The sequence below is a fragment of the Rahnella sp. Larv3_ips genome (assembly GCF_003697865.1).
Lineage (GTDB): Bacteria > Pseudomonadota > Gammaproteobacteria > Enterobacterales > Enterobacteriaceae > Rahnella > Rahnella rivi.
The window spans coordinates 1,322,703-1,340,787 of record NZ_MJIB01000004.1; the positions used below are offsets into that span (position 1 = coordinate 1,322,703).

Annotated in this window: 15 protein-coding genes and 2 tRNA genes; 8 read left to right on the forward strand and 9 right to left on the reverse strand. The window is 50.2% G+C overall.

What is annotated here, in order from left to right:
- The first annotated feature begins 95 nt into the window (after window positions 1-95).
- Window positions 96-1,121, forward strand: coding sequence for an HTH-type transcriptional repressor PurR (purR, locus tag ED901_RS08410; RefSeq protein WP_056773596.1), 1,026 nt, complete (start codon window positions 96-98; stop codon window positions 1,119-1,121).
- A gap of 197 nt (window positions 1,122-1,318) precedes the next feature.
- On the opposite strand, the gene punR is transcribed toward purR, so the two are convergent.
- Complete coding sequence (punR, locus tag ED901_RS08415; RefSeq protein WP_122095585.1) at window positions 1,319-2,224, reverse strand: DNA-binding transcriptional activator PunR; 906 nt, start codon at window positions 2,222-2,224, stop codon at window positions 1,319-1,321.
- 136 nt (window positions 2,225-2,360) lie between these two features.
- Here punR and punC point away from each other — a divergent pair, with 136 nt between their 5' ends.
- Window positions 2,361-3,572 carry a purine nucleoside transporter PunC gene (gene punC / locus ED901_RS08420; protein WP_056773587.1) on the forward strand — a complete coding sequence of 404 codons (1,212 nt, stop codon included), beginning with the start codon at window positions 2,361-2,363 and terminating at the stop codon, window positions 3,570-3,572.
- Window positions 3,573-3,922: 350 nt separating this feature from the next.
- Window positions 3,923-5,074, forward strand: a complete 1,152-nt coding sequence (cfa, locus tag ED901_RS08425; protein ID WP_122095586.1) for a cyclopropane fatty acyl phospholipid synthase — start codon at window positions 3,923-3,925, stop codon at window positions 5,072-5,074.
- 78 nt (window positions 5,075-5,152) lie between these two features.
- Here the strand turns inward: cfa and ED901_RS08430 are convergent, their stop codons facing one another.
- Window positions 5,153-5,806 (reverse strand): riboflavin synthase, encoded by a 654-nt coding sequence (locus ED901_RS08430; protein ID WP_056773582.1) that lies wholly within the window; start codon window positions 5,804-5,806, stop codon window positions 5,153-5,155.
- Window positions 5,807-6,060: 254 nt separating this feature from the next.
- Here ED901_RS08430 and ED901_RS08435 point away from each other — a divergent pair, with 254 nt between their 5' ends.
- From ED901_RS08435 to ED901_RS08455, 5 genes are all read left to right on the forward strand, one after another.
- Entirely contained in the window at window positions 6,061-7,434 is a 1,374-nt protein-coding gene (locus ED901_RS08435; protein ID WP_056773580.1) for an MATE family efflux transporter, read from the forward strand.
- A gap of 229 nt (window positions 7,435-7,663) precedes the next feature.
- Window positions 7,664-7,740 (forward strand) — tRNA-Val (locus tag ED901_RS08440).
- Window positions 7,741-7,768: 28 nt separating this feature from the next.
- Window positions 7,769-7,845: transfer RNA gene (locus tag ED901_RS08445), tRNA-Val, on the forward strand.
- A gap of 585 nt (window positions 7,846-8,430) precedes the next feature.
- The gene (pykF, locus tag ED901_RS08450; RefSeq protein WP_056773577.1) at window positions 8,431-9,843 is read left to right on the forward strand and encodes a pyruvate kinase PykF; all 1,413 of its coding nucleotides are present in this window, start codon (window positions 8,431-8,433) and stop codon (window positions 9,841-9,843) included.
- Between the two features lie 292 nt (window positions 9,844-10,135).
- Window positions 10,136-10,372, forward strand: coding sequence for a major outer membrane lipoprotein (locus ED901_RS08455; protein WP_056773575.1), 237 nt, complete (start codon window positions 10,136-10,138; stop codon window positions 10,370-10,372).
- Between the two features lie 241 nt (window positions 10,373-10,613).
- Here ED901_RS08455 and ED901_RS08460 read toward each other — a convergent pair whose 3' ends face one another.
- The 7 genes from ED901_RS08460 to sufA form a co-directional block, all read right to left on the reverse strand.
- The gene (locus ED901_RS08460) at window positions 10,614-11,627 is read right to left on the reverse strand and encodes a L,D-transpeptidase family protein (RefSeq protein WP_122095587.1); all 1,014 of its coding nucleotides are present in this window, start codon (window positions 11,625-11,627) and stop codon (window positions 10,614-10,616) included.
- 266 nt (window positions 11,628-11,893) lie between these two features.
- Window positions 11,894-12,307 (reverse strand): cysteine desulfuration protein SufE, encoded by a 414-nt coding sequence (gene sufE / locus ED901_RS08465; RefSeq protein WP_056773571.1) that lies wholly within the window; start codon window positions 12,305-12,307, stop codon window positions 11,894-11,896.
- Between the two features lie 28 nt (window positions 12,308-12,335).
- Window positions 12,336-13,556: a cysteine desulfurase SufS gene (gene sufS / locus ED901_RS08470; RefSeq protein ID WP_122095588.1), complete on the reverse strand. Its 1,221-nt coding sequence runs from the start codon at window positions 13,554-13,556 to the stop codon at window positions 12,336-12,338.
- Window positions 13,556-14,857 carry a Fe-S cluster assembly protein SufD gene (gene sufD, locus ED901_RS08475; protein WP_122095589.1) on the reverse strand — a complete coding sequence of 434 codons (1,302 nt, stop codon included), beginning with the start codon at window positions 14,855-14,857 and terminating at the stop codon, window positions 13,556-13,558. Before sufD ends, sufS begins: the two co-directional genes overlap by 1 nt.
- The gene (gene sufC, locus ED901_RS08480; RefSeq protein WP_056773552.1) at window positions 14,832-15,578 is read right to left on the reverse strand and encodes a Fe-S cluster assembly ATPase SufC; all 747 of its coding nucleotides are present in this window, start codon (window positions 15,576-15,578) and stop codon (window positions 14,832-14,834) included. The genes sufD and sufC overlap by 26 nt, the downstream gene beginning before the upstream one ends.
- A 121-nt stretch (window positions 15,579-15,699) precedes the next feature.
- A complete protein-coding gene (sufB, locus tag ED901_RS08485; protein WP_056773544.1) occupies window positions 15,700-17,223 on the reverse strand; it encodes a Fe-S cluster assembly protein SufB in 1,524 nt (507 codons plus the stop codon).
- A 52-nt stretch (window positions 17,224-17,275) separates the two neighbouring features.
- Entirely contained in the window at window positions 17,276-17,647 is a 372-nt protein-coding gene (gene sufA, locus ED901_RS08490; RefSeq protein ID WP_056773540.1) for a Fe-S cluster assembly scaffold SufA, read from the reverse strand.
- Between the last annotated feature and the right edge of the window lie 438 nt (window positions 17,648-18,085).

Consider the following 18,085-nt stretch of genomic DNA (forward strand, 5'->3'; position numbering starts at 1 on the left):
TGCCTTTTTAAAAGCCCGCAGTGAAATCCACGCAAGCAAACGATTAACATAATGCTAACGTGCTGAAACACGTGAGTTCAGGAGTCATTGTTTACATGGCAACGATTAAAGATGTCGCTAAGCGCGCTGGCGTTTCCACCACAACCGTGTCGCACGTCATCAATAAAACACGTTTCGTCGCCGAAGACACCAAAACCGCGGTTCTGCTGGCTATCAAAGAGCTTCACTACTCGCCAAGCGCCGTTGCGCGCAGCCTGAAGGTCAATAACACCAAAACCATTGGCCTGCTGGCGACCTCAAGTGAAGCGCCCTACTTTGCCGAAGTCATTGAAGCCGTTGAAAACAGCTGTTTCTCCAAAGGCTACACGCTGATTTTGTGTAACTCGCATAATAATCTGGAGAAACAGCAGGCCTATCTGCAAATGCTGGCGCAAAAACGCGTCGACGGCTTGCTGGTAATGTGCGCGGAATATCCGGATGAACTGCTGAATATGCTGGAAGAATACCGCTCCATTCCGATGGTCGTCATGGACTGGGGCGAGGCGCGCAAAAACTTCACTGACAGCATTATCGATAACGCCTTCGAAGGCGGTTATATGGCCGGTCGTTATCTGATTGAACGCGGGCATCGTGATATTGGCGTGATCCCAGGGCAACTGGCACGTAATACCGGTGGTGGTCGTTTCCAGGGTTTCGTCAAGGCGCTGAACGAAGCTAACATTCCTCTGCGCGAAGAGTGGGTGGTTCAGGGTGATTTCGAACCGGAATCGGGTTATCAGGCGATGCACAAAATCCTGATGCAGAAACAGCGCCCTACTGCTGTTTTCTGTGGCGGTGATGTGATGGCGATGGGGGCTATCTGTGCCGCAGATGAGCTCGGTTTACGCGTACCGCAGGATATTTCGGTGATCGGATATGACAATGTGCGAAATGCGCGTTATTTCTCTCCGGCGTTAACCACTGTGCATCAGCCGAAAGAGCGTCTGGGCGAAATGGCGTTTACCATGCTGCTGGACAGAATTATCAGTAAACGTGAAGAATCACAGACCATTGAGGTTCATCCCAAACTGGTCGAGCGCCGTTCAGTAGCCGACGGCCCTTTCCGCGATTATCGCCGTTAACAAAAATCTGACGCCTGCCTGTGCAGGCGTTTTTTCTCGTCCCGGTCAATACTGGCTTCCGGTATCAGCAGCGTTTAAGCAGCGACGATGAGGGTATTGACTCCTGGCAGGCCAATGCGGGCGTAAGAGTTACGTTCTGACCAAACATTTATAACACCAGTAAACATCCGCCTCCCGGAGAGGTGGATGTTTATTTTCTAATCCCGTAACCATTCCTGATTCATCGTTTCTGTATCGCCCATGTATTCCAGCAGCCAGGCCAGCGAAGGAGAGGAGTTACTCTGATCCCACGTCAGGCAACACGGGCTGTCAGGGAAGGTATTCTCCAGCGCCAGAACCTGTAATTTTTGCTGTTCAATCTGATGACTCACGCGATGAACCGGCATCATCCCTACGCATAAACCTTCGCTCAGACACTCCAGCGCGCAAGTCCAGTCAGGCACGACCAGGCGCCGCTGATTATCCAGCGTCCAGGTATCACGTTTGGGTAAGGTGCGCGAAGTATCCTCCAGACACAGCGCCGGATAAGGCCGCAGTTGATCATCGTTCAGCGCGCCGGAGAGCTGCGCAAGCGGATGCTGAGGGCTGACGACACAGTGCCAGTCCATAAAACCCATATCGCGAAAACTGAAACGCCCGCCCACCGGCACCGCCCGCGTCGCGCCAATTGCCACGTCTGCGCGGCCATCGACCAGCGCATCCCAGACGCCGTTAAATACTTCGGAATGAATGATAAGTTCCGTATCGGGGAAATGACGGTAGAAATCGAGCACCAGCCGCCGCGTTCTGGCGGGTTTCACAATTCGGTCTACCGCCACCCGCAGCTCGCCACGCCAGCCGTTTGCGACCTGCTGGCACTGCCGACGCGTAGCTATCATTTTTTTTGTCAGAATCCGTGCTTCATCAACGAAAACTTTTCCGGCAGGCGTCAGCACCACGTCACGGTGACGCCGTTCAAACAAAGGAACAGCCAGCCAGTTCTCCAGCTGACGAACGGTATAGCTGATGGCAGAAGGCACACGGTGAAGATCCTGCGCTGCTGCGCTGAAACTACCGGTACGTGCTACCGCATCAACCACTTCAAGGGCGTATTCTGACCACATCACTTAGCCTTCAATATTTTTCACAGCAGATTGCAAATATTAGCGTTTCACAAGACTGTTATCAAAGCGTTAAACTCTGCATCCCAACTGTTTTCTGCATCACATCATCTGCAATACATAAATTAACGAGACAATAATGAAACCCTCCTTTGGATTTATGCTCTATCTCGCCGGATTGAGCATGCTCGGCTTTTTAGCCACAGATATGTATCTTCCCGCCTTCAGCGCGATGCAAATCAGCCTGATGACCAGTCCGGGCATGATCAGCGCCAGCCTGAGTATTTTCCTCGGCGGTTTCGCGATCGGGCAACTGCTCTGGGGCCCCCTCTCCGACCGCATTGGCCGTAAACCGGTGCTGATTATCGGCCTGACGCTGTTTGCCATTGGCTGTCTGGGTATTTTGTGGGTGGAAAATGTGCGTGCGCTGCTGGCGCTGCGTTTCTTACAGGCCGTTGGTGTGTGTGCCGCCGCAGTCACATGGCAGGCGATCGTCGTTGACCGTTTCTCACCGGATGTGGCAAAAAAAACCTTCGCCAGCATCATGCCGCTGGTCGCACTCTCGCCGGCTCTGGCACCGCTGCTCGGCGCATGGGTACTGAATCACTTTGACTGGGAAGCGATTTTCGCTCTGCTGACAGGGGTCACGGTGATCCTCCTTATCACCACGTTGACCTTGCGTGATAAAAAACACGCAGAACATCCGCCCGAAAATAAAGCCGGTTTTGGTACTTTGCTCACTTCCCGTATTTACACGGGTAATGTGATGATTTACGCCGCCTGCTCTGCGGGTTTTTTCGCATGGCTGACCGGTTCACCGTTCATTTTGAGTGATATGGGTTACACACCGGCGGTTATTGGCCTGAGCTACGTACCGCAGACCATTGCGTTCCTGCTGGGGGGTTTTGGTTGCCGGTTAATGATCAGCAAAATGGATGGCAACAAAATTCTGCCATTTTTATTAGCAGGTTATTGCCTGAGCGTTGTCTGGCTGTTTGTTATTGCCATGTTCACTGATGCCGGTTTAGTGAGTCTGTTGATTCCGTTCTGTTTGATGGCTTTGGTGAATGGTGCAATCTATCCAATTGTCGTCGCAAATGCATTAATGCCATTTCCTGCTAATACAGGCAAAGCCGCCGCGCTGCAGAATACCCTGCAGTTAGGGCTATGTTTTATTGCCAGTCTGATGGTTTCCGCATTTATTGCGCAACCTCTTATGGCGACAGTTACCACCATGCTGTCTACACTCATCTTGGTAGTTTTAGGTCGCTGGTTGTCACAACGACAAACAAAACGCCAGGCAGACAGCGAAGAGTCCTGTCAGCAGACTGAAGCACGCTCTACTCACTGATCGCAATAATGACCTTGAGTTACAATCACTTAAAGGTCATTAGTTCTCAAGTCGATTAACTATTGAGAATGCATGCAGGCGAGCCTATACTCAATAAAACCTCTAAAAATAACACTTTTACAAAATCTTTATTACAAGCTTTTGTGTGCTACGCGGATCGCGTCACACTATTATTTCAAGGATGATTGACCTGTAAACCTGTTGGTTTGCAGGGGTTCCTCTAAATTTCCTCTGTTGGTGTCGAATATCGGACGGGGCGCTGAGTCGTCTGTTCTCATAAAGACCTGCACAAATAGCCTTTGCTTTTCCCGGCAGGTTAATAAGTCAGAAGAGAAAGTGATGGAGAAGCTATGAGTTCATCGTGTATTGAAGACCAAAGCATTCAGGATAATCAGTGGTATCGGATCGTCAGCGAAATGTTATCTTCCGCCGACATCCAGATTAATGGTAATCGCCCTTTTGACCTTAAAGTAAAAAACACTGACTTCTTCAAGCGTGTTTTGCAGGAAGGTTCTCTGGGTTTGGGTGAAAGTTATATGGATGGCTGGTGGGAGTGTGAACGTCTGGATATCTTTTTCCAGCGCGTTTTGCGAGCCGGTTTAGAAGATAAACTTCCCCACCATTTTAAAGACACATTACGCATCGCAGCAGCACGTCTCACCAATTTGCAATCCCGTAAACGCGCGTGGATTGTCGGTAAAGAGCATTACGATCTGGGCAATGATTTATTCACTCTCATGCTCGATCCCTATATGCAATATTCCTGCGGCTACTGGAAAGAAGCCACCACCCTGGAGCAGGCGCAGGAAGCGAAACTCAAAATGATCTGCGACAAACTGCAATTAAAACCGGGTCTGCGTTTGCTCGATATTGGTTGCGGCTGGGGCGGATTATCTGAATATGCAGCGCGCCATTATGGGGTCAGCGTAGTGGGTGTGACCATTTCCGCTGAACAGCAAAAGCTCGCACAGGCACGTTGTGAGGGGCTGGATGTCACGATTCTGTTGAAGGATTACCGCGACCTGAACGATCAGTTTGACCGCATTGTGTCGGTTGGGATGTTTGAGCATGTTGGGCCGAAGAATTATCAGACCTATTTCAATGTCGTGAAGCGCAACATCAAGCCTGACGGCATATTCCTGCTGCATACCATCGGCTCAAATAAAACCGACCTGAGCGTGGATCCGTGGATCGACAAATATATCTTCCCGAATGGTTGTCTGCCTTCGATTCAACAGATTGCGCACACCAGTGAATCCCTGTTCGTGATGGAAGACTGGCACAATATCGGTGCAGATTACGACCGAACGTTGATGGCGTGGCATGAACGTTTCCAGATTCACTGGCCGGAATTGGCAGAGCGCTACGGCGATCGCTTTCACAGGATGTTCACCTATTACCTCAATGCCTGCGCAGGGGCTTTCCGCGCGCGCGATCTTCAGCTTTGGCAAGTGGTCTTCAGCCCTGAAGGGGTTGACGGTGGACTGCGCGTTCCGCGTTAATTAATCTCAGCGCAACACATAAAAAATCCGGGCATAAGCGCCCGGATTTTTTTATTCACTTCAGAAAGTGCGATGCAATTATTCCGCTTTCTCAATCATCGCCTGTGCCGTCGCAATAGCCGCCTCGCGGCTGGCTAACACACGTTCAACCGTATCGACGATCGCCTGCGTTTGCGGATCGATTTCAATATTAATTTTGTCGCCAAGGCGTCTGGCGCCTAATGTTGTGCGCTGCAACGTTTCCGGAATTAAATGCACGCAAAAACGAGTACGGGTGACTTCGCCAATGGTCAGACTAATACCATCAATGCCGATATAACCTTTATGTAATACATATTTCATCAAATCTTCATGCGGCATGCGGAACCAGATTTGACGGTTATTTTCTGAGGTGAGAATTTTTGCGACTTCGGCAGTACAAATAATATGCCCTGACATTAAATGGCCACCGATTTCATCATTAAATCGTGCAGCACGCTCCAGATTGACCAAATCGCCAACCTGTAAATCACCAAGATTGGTCAGCCGCAGAGTCTCTTTCATCAAATCAAAACTGACCAGATCACCCTGTACCTCCGTGACCGTCAGGCAACAGCCGTTGTGCGATACCGAAGCGCCGAGCTGAAGATTATCCAGCATATCCTCTGGCATGCGTACAACATGGGTACGGAAATTCGGTTTTTCATCAATCGATACAACCGTTCCGGTACCCTGAACAATTCCGGTAAACATAGCCCTTTCCTCAATTCTGAAATCTGTTGTATTAAGACAACGCTGCCGCCAGTTTGCCGCAGATTTAATTGAAAGCCAAATCTCTGCGGCACAAATAGCACCGGTTCCGGGGATCTCATTATTTAACCAACCATTAACCGCATCGTTTGCTTAAAAATACTGAAAAGGTACAATCTTCTGGCTATTCTCTACACGTCAATGTCGCCTTAAATGGCGTTTTTTTATTCAAAATAATCAACAATAAAGGTGTATCTGTGCAGAAGTACCTCGCAGAAGCGCGGGTGTTATTAGCACTTGCCATCCCGGTCATCCTTGCGCAAATAGCCCAGACATCCATGGGTGTGGTGGATACAATAATGGCCGGTTCAGTCAGCGCGACGGATATGGCCGCCGTCGCCGTCGGGACCTCCATCTGGTTACCGGCCATCTTATTCGGCCACGGTTTATTGCTTTCGCTGACACCGACCATTGCGCATCTCAACGGCGCGGGCCGACGGGATAAAATCGGACATCAGGTGCAGCAGGGTTTCTGGCTGGCCTCCGGTGTTTCAGTGCTGATCATCGCCGTACTTTATCACTGCGATCAGATCATTGGTCTGATGCACAACATTGACCCTGAGCTTCAACGAAAAGCCATCGGCTATCTGCACGCCATCATGTGGGGCGCGCCAGGCTATTTGTTTTTCCAGGTGCTGCGCGACCAATGTGAAGGATTATCTAAAACCAAGCCGGGCATGGTGTTTGGTTTTATTGGCCTGCTGGTGAATATTCCGGTTAACTATATTTTTATCTACGGAAAATTCGGTGCTCCGGCCCTTGGCGGGGTCGGCTGCGGCGTGGCAACGGGTGCCGTATATTGGGTAATGTTTTTCATGATGCGCTTTTACGTGCGACATAATCGCGCACTGAAAGATATTGCCCCACCCTCACGCTTTGCTAAACCTGACTGGCCGACGCTACGCCGGTTGATCCAGCTGGGTTTGCCGATCGCGCTGGCATTATTCTTCGAAGTGACGCTGTTTGCCATCGTTGCCCTGCTGGTTTCTCCGCTGGGCATTGTGGCCGTTGCCAGCCACCAGATTGCGCTCAACGTCGGTTCACTGATGTTTGTCGTCCCGCTGTCGTTGGGTGTGGCTGCGACGATCCGCGTCGGTTCACGGCTTGGCGAATCTTCCGTTGAAGGGGCAAAAGTCGCCGCTTACACCAGTATTGTGACCGGTATTGTCATGGCCTGTTGTACCGGGATGACGGCGATTCTGTTCCGTGAGCACATCGCGGCACTGTATAACGACAGCCCGGAAGTGGTTACTCTCGCGTCACATCTTCTGATCTTTGCTGCGCTTTTTCAGATTTCAGATGCGATCCAGGTGATCGGCAGCGGGATTTTGCGCGGCTATAAAGATACGCGTTCCATCTTCTATATTACGTTTGTTGCGTATTGGGTTCTGGGTCTTCCTGTGGGATATACCCTCGGACTGACCGATTTGCTGGTGCCGCGAATGGGACCGAGTGGATTCTGGTGCGGATTTATTCTCGGACTGACCTTCGCCGCCGTGATGATGACGGTACGCATGCGCTGGTTGCAAAAACAAACGTCGTTCACCATTTTGCAAAAAGCAGGCCGTTAACCGTCTTTCACTTACGCAATCACTGGCCACACGCTAAAAAAGATTCATCTGCGCGTGGCTTTTGTCCCTGAGCGAAGGCCGTTATGCCTAAAAAAACAACGCAATGCGCATAAGCTCGTCAGTCGTGCACATTATGAAAGAAAAATGTCTTTTTTCCCTTGCCAGTATTCAGAGACGTCGTTAATATTCGTCCCCGTCGCCAGCACTGGCTGACAAGAAAGAAAACGATGCGTCCGTAGCTCAGTTGGTTAGAGCACCACCTTGACATGGTGGGGGTCGGTGGTTCGAGTCCACTCGGACGCACCAATTTCGAAGCAGTACCGTTGCATGATGTGCGTCCGTAGCTCAGTTGGTTAGAGCACCACCTTGACATGGTGGGGGTCGGTGGTTCGAGTCCACTCGGACGCACCAAAGCAACGCCCGGTTACTCCCTGTGTGACTTTCTCCGATTTCACTCCCTGCTTTGAATCCAGCCGCTTCCTCTATACACACCAGCACCTCCTCTGATGATTATCTGTTTTCAGGATTTCCCGACCACACGCATATGTTCGTCTTGTCTTTAACCGGTTTATTTCGAAGTTGTGGCATTTTCGCCGGTCCCGTAACGAATCTGTTATACCCTGTGGTTTCCGCTCTGCCCACTTTGGGTATTTGCGCAACAACACTCTGTCATCTGCCCTAAGCTTGCGCTTTATCACGTTTTTTATTTGGTTTCCCGCCTCGTTCCCCTCTATAATACGCATCGTCTCTTCGATTGAATGGTTTCAGCCCCTTGATCTGTCGATATCGCACTTATAAAAGCGTGACCACTCCCGTAGCGATCTTAAATCGCACTAATCGCTATGCTTTGGCTGAACTAACTACACCATTCCTTTCACAGTCTTCTACGCTTAGTAATGATTTGATTCAACCAGGCAAGACTTCAATTCCGCGCGGGCAGCCCTGCTGTCAGGCAAACACTTTTCCAATCCATCACAACTTGTAGATAAAATCGTCATGAAAAAGACCAAAATTGTTTGTACCATCGGACCGAAAACTGAATCCGAAGAAATGCTGACCAAACTGCTTGATGCAGGCATGAACGTAATGCGTCTGAACTTCTCTCACGGTGATTACGAAGAGCACGGTCAACGCATTAAAAACATCCGCAACGTGATGGCCTCTACCGGCCACAAAGCAGCTATCCTGCTGGACACCAAAGGTCCTGAAATCCGCACCATGAAACTGGAAGGCGGCAAAGATGCTGCACTGGTTGCGGGTCAGACTTACACCTTCACTACCGACCAGAGCGTAATCGGTAACACCGAACGCGTTGCTGTGACCTACGCAGGTTTCGCCGCCGACCTGAAAATTGGCAACACCATTCTGGTGGACGATGGCCTGATCGGCATGGAAGTGACTAACGTCACCGAAACCGAAGTTACCTGTAAAGTTCTGAACAACGGTGACCTGGGCGAAAACAAGGGCGTTAACCTGCCAGGCGTTTCTATCGCTCTGCCTGCGCTGGCTGAAAAAGACAAGCGCGACCTGATCTTCGGTTGTGAACAAGGCGTTGACTTTGTTGCTGCTTCTTTCATCCGTAAACGTTCTGACGTTCTGGAAATTCGCGAGCACCTGAAAAATCACGGTGGTGAGCATATCCAGATCATCTCCAAAATTGAAAACCAGGAAGGCCTGAACAACTTCGACGAAATCCTCGAAGCATCAGACGGCATCATGGTTGCACGTGGTGACCTGGGCGTTGAGATCCCGGTTGAAGAAGTTATCTTCGCGCAGAAGATGATGATCGAAAAATGTAACCGTGCGCGCAAAGTGGTTATCACCGCTACGCAAATGCTCGATTCCATGATCAAAAACCCACGCCCTACCCGCGCTGAAGCAGGCGACGTGGCTAACGCCATCATCGACGGTACTGACGCTGTGATGCTGTCCGGTGAAAGTGCTAAAGGTAAATATCCGCTGGAAGCCGTGACTATCATGGCGACCATTTGTGCCCGTACTGACCGCGTTATGCAGAGCCGCATTGATGGTCAGAACGACAATCGCAAACTGCGTATTACTGAAGCCGTTTGCCGTGGCGCAGTAGAAACTGCTGAAAAACTGGATGCTCCATTGATCGTTGTTGCAACCAGCGGTGGTAAATCTGCTAAAGCTGTGCGTAAATACTTCCCGCACGCGACTATCCTGGCGCTGACCACGAATGAAATCACTGCCCGTCAGTTAATCCTGACCAAAGGCGTAGTGACTCAGCTGGTGAAAGAAATTGCCTCTACTGATGATTTCTACCGCATTGGTAAAGAAGCGGCGATTGAAAGCGGTTTAGCTCAGAAAGGTGATATCGTAGTGATGGTTTCTGGCGCGCTGGTTCAAAGCGGCACAACCAATACTTCTTCGGTGCACGTTGTTTAAATAAAAACGTGACCCAGAGCATGAATAAACGCCGCATCCCGTGGCGTTTATTTCTTCGGGAAGCATTTTTTTCTTAAAAATGGCTTGAGGCAGACGTACTGAAATTGGGATAAGTCCCATGGAAAACAGCTGTTTTCGAAGCAATTTTTAACTTTTTCGTAAAAAAAGATGCTTCTTTGAGCGAACGATCAAAATATAGCGTTTACCTACAAAAAATTATTCTCATTAGAAAATAGTTTGTGTAATACTTGTAACGCTACATGGAGATTAACTTAATCTAGAGGGTTTTATAATGAATCGCACTAAACTGGTACTGGGCGCTGTAATCCTGGCTTCAACTATGCTGGCTGGTTGTTCAAGCAACGCTAAAATCGATCAACTGTCTTCAGACGTTTCTACTCTGAACTCTAAAGTTGACCAACTGAGCAACGACGTGAACGCAATGCGTTCTGACGTTCAGGCAGCTAAAGACGACGCAGCACGTGCTAACCAACGTCTTGACAACCAAGCTCACGCTTACAAGAAGTAATATTTACTTCTCTAGTTCAATGGCGCACTCAGTGCGCCATTTTTTTATCTGTTTTTCCTCGCCCTCTTTCCCCCTTCGTGCTCCTCCCATCTCGCGCCCTTCCATTTTGTTTCCAGCTAACACATCTGACTTAACAATCCGTTCTAATTACCTCTCTCGCTGCGCCCTGGGCGTCAGGCACAAAAAAGGAGCCGTAGTGGCTCCTCAGGAAAAAATCGCTTCAGCAATGGTTTTGCGGCGCTTACTGCGTGCTTGCGGTACTGACAACAAGTTGTGACGTTGCAGCCGTCTGCGGTTCGCTGGCAGCGGGCGCCGTACCGGTGGCTTTATCCCCCACATTCACTACCACAGGCATACCGGAACGACGTGTAATCGCTTCTTTCACCATCGCAGCATTGGTGTCGTCATGCTTAATGAATTTTTTCATCGCAGCCGTCAAGGCTATCGGCTTGGTTTGCGGATCATCTTTTTCAGTATGCGACAGTGGCTGATGTACCTCGATATAGCGTTTACCGTCTGGCTCAATGTCATATTTGATTGGCTGATTGATAATCTGCACGCGCGTGCCCTTCGGCACTGTATTAAACAACGCTTCGATATCATCAGGACGCAAACGGATGCATCCTGAGCTCACTCGCATTCCAATACCAAAGTTCGCGTTGGTGCCGTGGATTAAATACTGTCCGGTCCCGGCTGACAGACGCATCGCAAATAGCCCCATTGGATTCTCCGGCCCTGCGGGCACCATTCCAGGCAGTTTAATGCCATCTTTCAGGTAAGCTTTACGAATATTGGCGGTCGGAGTCCATGTCGGGTTGGGGATTTTTTGGCTGACTGACGTCACCATCTCCGGGGTATTTCGCCCTAACTGGCCGATACCAATCGGATACACGATCACTTTGTCTTCACCTTTTGGATAATAATAGAGGCGAAGTTCTGCGAGGTTGACAACGATACCCTCACGTTTGGTATCTGGTAAAAGCATTTGCGAAGGAATGGTCAGCACGCTACCGGCTTTTGGCAAATAAGGGTCCGTACCCGGGTTCGCTTCAAGCATAGCAATCAGACCAATTTGATATTTAGCCGCTACGGCTTCCAGCGGCTGACCGTCATTAGGTACCACATAAGTCGTGTTTTCGCCTATCAGGCGGCTATTATCCGGCGGCAGAGGGTATTCCGCTGCACTTGCGGTCAGGGAGTGCGTTGCCATCATTGTGCCAACTAACATCGCCAAAAGGGGTAATGCGCGTCTCATACTCAGTCCTTTTTGGGCCTGCACTCAGAGGATCTGAGGCCAGACAATTATCTTGTCTGTTAATACTAGCAGCGCAGAACTTCAAGGCAATCAAACTGCAGAAAATCAGAAAGTTACCTAATGGCATGACCGGGGGAAAACACAGTGAAACGGTTTTTTAAACGGATGAAAAGTCAGGAGTAAAACAGAATAAAACGCGGGGATATTCAGAAATGGCTTTGCTCATTAGCAGACGATTCCTAATGAGCAAAGTGAGCAATCAGCGCTTAAGCCAGCGTCGCTGCGTTAGCACGGATAGAACGGATCATCGCTTCCAGCCCCTGCGAGCGTGAAGGCGTGAGATGCTGGCTAAGTTCCAGCTCTGCGAAGAACGGACGGACATCCAGTTCAACAACATCGCGCGGCGTCAGTCCCTGGTACAGACTGAACACAATCGCCACTAACCCTTTCACGATAGCCGCATCGCTGTCGCCTTCAAACGTGAGAGCGCCGGTTTCATCCGTGCGCATCACGATCCACACCTGGCTCTGACAGCCTGATATCAGATTTTTGTCCTGCCGATGTTCCTCCGGCAAAGCCGGTAACTGCCCGCCGAGTTCAATCACGTACAGATATTTCTCTTCCCAGTTCGGGCACCGGGAAAAATTTCTCACTAACTTACTTTTATCTGGCAAAGCCATAACAACATCCTGATCGAGGTTGTCAGGCTTAGCCCAACAACCGGTGAATACGTTGCAGTCCTGCGACCAGACGGTCGACTTCTTCACGGGTATTGTACATCGCAAGCGACGCACGGCACATAGCCGGAACACCGTAGAAAGACATTAATGGCATCGCACAGTGATGACCCGTGCGGATGGCAATACCGTATTGATCAAGGAAACTGCCCACATCGTAAGCATGATGTTTACCGAGGTTAAACGCTATCACGCCTGAACGGTGTGCCGGACCGTAAATCTGAATATCAGGCACTGTCGCCATCTGCTCAAGTGCGTAGGTCATCAGTTCCTGCTCGTAAGCATGGATATTCTCCAGCCCCAGTTCAGTCACATAGTCCATCGCCGCGCCCAGCCCCATAATACCACCGGTATTTGGTGTGCCGGCTTCAAAGCGCCACGGTGCGGCCGCGAAGGTCGTACCTTCACTCAGGCTGACATGCTTGATCATCGAACCGCCACCTTCCCATGGTGGCATCTGATCCAGCAGTGCTTTACGCCCATACAGAATACCGATGCCGGTCGGCCCGTAGAGCTTATGACCAGACCAGACATAGAAATCACAGCCCAGCGCCTGAACGTCGACCGCGTAGTGCATGACAGCCTGTGCACCATCAACCAGCACAGTCAGCCCGGCCGCTTTCGCCTGCGGGATGATGGTTTCGAGCGGGTTAACAGTGCCCAGCACATTGGAAACATGCGCCAGCGTCAGCAGTTTAGTGCGCGGTGTGATAAGCCCTTCAAACTGAGATAAATCCAGCTCACCTTCCGGCGTCAGATGCCAGACGTCGATGTGCAAATCACGTTCTTTCGCCAGCATCTGCCAGGGAACGATATTGGCGTGATGCTCCATCTCGGTCAGGATAATGCGGTCACCGGGCTGTAAAAATTCACGCCCCCAGGTATTGGCCACCAGGTTAATAGCTTCCGTGGAACCTTTGACGAAGACAATTTCTTCCGCCGATGCAGCATTCATGAAATGTGCGGCCTGAGTGCGGACGTTTTCCATCTGCTCAGTCGCTTCTGCGCTCATGGTATGAATGCCGCGGTGAACCGCAGCATAACCTTGCTCGAAGAAAGACATTTCGCGTTGAATAACCTGATGCGGTTTCTGTGCGCTGGCAGCACTGTCAAGATAGGCCAGCGGCTGACCGTTAACTTCGCGGCTCAATACAGGGAAATCGCTTCGTACTCTTTCCAGTGGAAAAGTCATTACTTACCTCGATTGAGTCGACCCGCAATACGGGCAATCACGACGTCACGCAGGGTTTCATTCTCGATGGCTTCCGTCAGTTCAGCAGCAAAAGCAAAAATGATCATTTGCTGAGCATCATCGCCGCTGATACCACGGGTACGCAGATAGAAAAGCTGTTCGTCATCAATACGACCGACGGTCGCACCGTGGCTGCACTTGACGTCATCGGCATAGATTTCGAGCTGTGGCTTGGTATCAACTTCGGTATGTTTACCCAGCAACAAGTTGTTGTTGGTCATTTTCCCGTCAGTTTTCAGGGCGTGCTTCGCCACTTTAATCATGCCGTTGAAAATCGCTTTTGCGCGATCGTTCACGATCACTTTGTGCAACTGGTTGCTGTTGCAATAACCTTTGTTGTGCTCAAGATAGGTACGGGTATCCGCAATCTCACTGTCAACCGGCAGAACCAGGCTGTTAATGTTGAGATGGGTGTTTTCACCGTTCAGCTGCGCACTGGTGTTATTACGGGTCAGACCCGCGCCCAGCAGGAAACTGTGGCTGGAAACTCGTGCATCACGCCCGACAACCAAATCATTGTGCGAGAAGTGGAAGCTGGCCTGGCTTTCGAACGCCAGTTTGTAATGCGCAAAGTCCGCATTGTCGCCCACATTTACCGTCATACGTGCGCCGGTAAAGTGCCCGTGATCGTTGAGACTCAGGTAATGTTCAATCACTTCTGCATTTGCACCGCTTTCAATGGCTAAATGATAGCGATGATGCACCGTATTCATTTCACGCGACTGGTCGCGACCGCTGCTGATATGTAAAAGATAGAGCGGTTTGTCTGCCTGTTTACCGGCAGGAAGGCGTACAGCGATAGGATCCTGTGCCAGACTTTCAGTCAGGTGCAAAAAGACTTCAGACTGAACCGGCTCAGGCAGCGTTTGCTGCGCCGCCGCATTCAGTTTCTGGATCTCAAATGCACCGGTTTCAGCATCACTCAGGCTTGCATCGAAACGACCATCGACGAAAACCAGACGATATGAATCGAGCGGCAATGCTAAAGACTTCACTGTCTCAGCCGTTACGGCCTGCTGCTGGGGAGCAAAGAACTGATTGCCCAGCAGAGAGGAAACCGGCGTATATTTCCAGTCTTCCAGTTTGGCGTGCGGGAAACCGAGGCGCAGCACCTGTTGCCAGTGCGTGTGGGCGTGAACAGATTGCTCGCCACCGCGGCTTTCAAAAAGACGGTAAAGCTGCTGCATGGCATGTGAACTGCCCGCTGCAGGTGCATTACTCTTCGTCGGTAAGCCAGCCATAACCCTGCTCCTCTAACTGTTTAACCAGGCTGAAATCGCCAGATTTTACAATACGACCCTGATACAGAACGTGCACGTAATCAGGCTTGATGTAGTCGAGGATGCGTTGGTAGTGAGTGACGATAACGAACGAACGTTTGCCGTCACGCAGAGTATTAACACCGTCAGAAACGATTTTCAGCGCATCGATGTCCAGACCGGAGTCGGTTTCATCGAGGATGCAAAGATTTGGCTCAAGCGCCGCCATTTGCAGAATGTCATTACGCTTTTTCTCACCGCCGGAGAAACCGACGTTCACTGAACGGGTCAGCAAATCGGCAGGCATCTTCAGCATCGCGATTTTTTCTTCGATGAAATCCGCGAAGTCAAAACGGTCCATGGCTTCCTGACCGCGGTATTTACGCACCGCATTCACTGCGGTTTGCAGGAAGAAATGGTTGGTCACGCCCGGGATTTCTACCGGGTACTGGAAGGCCATGAAAACGCCTTCACCAGCACGGTCTTCCGGAGCAAGATCCAGTAAATCTTTACCGTTGAACATTACGGAACCGTCGGTAACTTCGTAATCTTCCCGGCCAGCCAGTGTCGCGGAGAGCGTACTTTTACCTGAGCCGTTCGGGCCCATGATGGCGTGTACTTCTCCCGGTTTGATCTCCAGATCAAGTCCCTTGAGAATTTCCTTTTCTTCGACACGGACCTTCAAATTCTTGATGCTTAACATACGTATCCTTGAGTTTGCGCCTGCGCGCTCATAATTCTGATTATGCTTTGACTGTGCTGAACTCAAACCTGTCCGCCGCGACGTCACACCACGCTGCGACGGCAGAAAAGACGTCGGGTTTTTAACCGACGCTGTGTTCAAGGCTTATCGCCAGCAGTTTCTGTGCTTCGACAGCAAACTCCAGCGGCAGCTCGGAAAAGACATCTTTACAGAAACCGTTAACAATCATGGAAATAGCATCGTCTTCGCTGATACCACGTTGCAGACAGTAAAACAGCTGGTCATCGCCAATTTTCGACGTTGTTGCTTCATGTTCCAGCTGAGCAGTGTTATTACGCACTTCAACATACGGGAAGGTATGCGCTGCGCTGTCCGGACCAATCAACATGGAATCGCACTGCGTAAAGTTACGGGCATTTTCCGCGCCCGGCAGGATCTTCACCAGACCGCGATAGCTGTTCTGGCTATGGCCTGCGGAGATACCTTTCGAGATGATCGTGGATTTGGTGTTTTTACCAATGTGGATCATCTTGGTGCCGGTGTCAGCCTGCTGTTTGCCACTGGTCAACGCCACGGAGAAGAACTCACCGATCGAGTTATCCCCTTTAAGGATAACGCTTGGGTATTTCCAGGTGATCGCCGAGCCGGTTTCAGACTGCGTCCAGGACATCTTCGACCCTGCGCCTTCGCACAATGCGCGTTTGGTCACAAAGTTGAGGATCCCGCCGCTGCTGTCTTTGCTGCCGGAGAACCAGTTCTGCACGGTGGAATATTTCACTTCTGCATCTTTATGCAGAATGACTTCTACAACAGCCGCATGCAGCTGGTAAGTGTCACGCACCGGCGCGGAGCAACCTTCGATGTAACTGACATAGCTGCCTTCATCGGCAATCAGAATAGTTCGTTCAAACTGACCCGTTTTCGCGGCATTGATACGGAAATAGGTCGACAGCTCCATCGGGCAGCGCACACCCTTCGGCACGTAAACGAACGTGCCGTCAGAGGCGACAGCGGCATTGAGTGCGGCGAAGAAGTTGTCCTGCGCAGGCACCACGGTGCCGAGATATTTGCGAACCAGATCTGGATATTCGTGAATGGCTTCACCGAAAGAACAGAAAATGACGCCAGATTCCGCCAGTTTTTCACGGTACGTCGTGGAGACAGAAACGGAGTCAAAAATTGCATCGACCGCCACTTCTCTCCCTTCACGTACCGGGACGCCCAACTGTTCAAAGGCTTTTTCAACTTCGCTGGTCAGGTAATTTTTACCTTCGAGCGCAGGAATACTGTGCGAGTCTGCCGGAGGCTGCTGTGTGGCACCAGGCTGAGAACCACAGGTATCATCGCAGCTGCCACAGGATGGCGCAGAATAATAGCTGTAATCCTGATAATCGAGAGGCGTGTAATACGCTTTCAACCAGTGCGGCTCTTCCATTTTCAGCCAAGCATGATAAGCCTGCAGACGGAACTCCAGCATCCACTCAGGTTCGTTGCGTTTCGCGGAAATCGCGCGAACCACATCTTCGTTGATGCCTGATGCTAATTCATCGGTTGCCAGCTGGGTGAAAAAACCTTCCTTGTAATTCACTCCCTCGCCGACCCAAGACTGCACATCGTCTGGAATTTCTACGTTGCTTCGTGACATGTTGGTTACATCGCTTTGTTTACAATAATCTTAAAAATCAAAAGCTTCGGTCTTACAGGCCGAAACTTTCGCCACAACCACAGGCGTGTTGCGCTTTAGGATTATTGAATTTAAATATCTGATTCAGCCCTTCACGGACGAAATCCACCTCGGTTCCGTCGATGAAAGGCATCGCCTTCAGCGGAACAAACAGCAAAGCGCCGTCATGCTCAAACACCAGGTCATCGCTGGCCGGTTGTTTGGTTAAATCCAGAACGTAGCCAAAGCCGGCACAGCCCGATTGTTTTACCGAGAGCTGGAGGCCTTTCACTTCAGGATCCTGGGTCATCAGGGTCTTAACCTGTTTCGCCGCAGAATCGGTCAGGATCACGCCTTGCCATACGTTGTCGTCTAAAGAGAACGAGCCGACAGTTTCAGTTTGCATCTGTCTTACCTCATAGTTTTATGGTCATAGACAAGACCTATTGTCTCTATTCTAGTGATTACAATTATCACTTCAACCTCTTGTTTTAAGAGGGTATAGCGATGACCCATGAGGAACGTCGCTCAATGTGCATCGGCTTTGGGTCCGGTTGCCGGCGGGTCTTGAACACCGCAACCATCAACTGATTGAATAAGTTGTCAATTTTTTGTTAAAAAACTCAAAATTAACCTTACAAAGCGCATGGTTTAATAGCTTTCATTATGTCTATTATAAAACATTCATCGGAAATGCCTATTTATGAATTCACCCTAAACGCAATAATAAGGCTCTTTTTGTCTATGCTTTGGCAGATGACAAAACGAAAAAATCCGATGAAAACGTTGATCCGCTGATTTTTTGCCAATATGATGTTTATTCTTTGATAATGATTATCATTCA

Coding starts and splice junctions, on each gene's coding strand:
- ED901_RS08430 (WP_056773582.1), bottom strand. CDS start 5,806: ATGTTTACCGGAATTGTTCAGGGTACCGGAACGGTTGTATCGATTGAT.
- sufE (WP_056773571.1), bottom strand. CDS start 12,307: ATGGCTTTGCCAGATAAAAGTAAGTTAGTGAGAAATTTTTCCCGGTGC.
- punC (WP_056773587.1), top strand. CDS start 2,361: ATGAAACCCTCCTTTGGATTTATGCTCTATCTCGCCGGATTGAGCATG.
- sufB (WP_056773544.1), bottom strand. CDS start 17,223: ATGTCACGAAGCAACGTAGAAATTCCAGACGATGTGCAGTCTTGGGTC.
- sufS (WP_122095588.1), bottom strand. CDS start 13,556: ATGACTTTTCCACTGGAAAGAGTACGAAGCGATTTCCCTGTATTGAGC.
- sufA (WP_056773540.1), bottom strand. CDS start 17,647: ATGCAAACTGAAACTGTCGGCTCGTTCTCTTTAGACGACAACGTATGG.
- purR (WP_056773596.1), top strand. CDS start 96: ATGGCAACGATTAAAGATGTCGCTAAGCGCGCTGGCGTTTCCACCACA.
- ED901_RS08455 (WP_056773575.1), top strand. CDS start 10,136: ATGAATCGCACTAAACTGGTACTGGGCGCTGTAATCCTGGCTTCAACT.
- sufD (WP_122095589.1), bottom strand. CDS start 14,857: ATGGCTGGCTTACCGACGAAGAGTAATGCACCTGCAGCGGGCAGTTCA.
- sufC (WP_056773552.1), bottom strand. CDS start 15,578: ATGTTAAGCATCAAGAATTTGAAGGTCCGTGTCGAAGAAAAGGAAATT.
- cfa (WP_122095586.1), top strand. CDS start 3,923: ATGAGTTCATCGTGTATTGAAGACCAAAGCATTCAGGATAATCAGTGG.
- pykF (WP_056773577.1), top strand. CDS start 8,431: ATGAAAAAGACCAAAATTGTTTGTACCATCGGACCGAAAACTGAATCC.
- punR (WP_122095585.1), bottom strand. CDS start 2,224: ATGTGGTCAGAATACGCCCTTGAAGTGGTTGATGCGGTAGCACGTACC.
- ED901_RS08460 (WP_122095587.1), bottom strand. CDS start 11,627: ATGAGACGCGCATTACCCCTTTTGGCGATGTTAGTTGGCACAATGATG.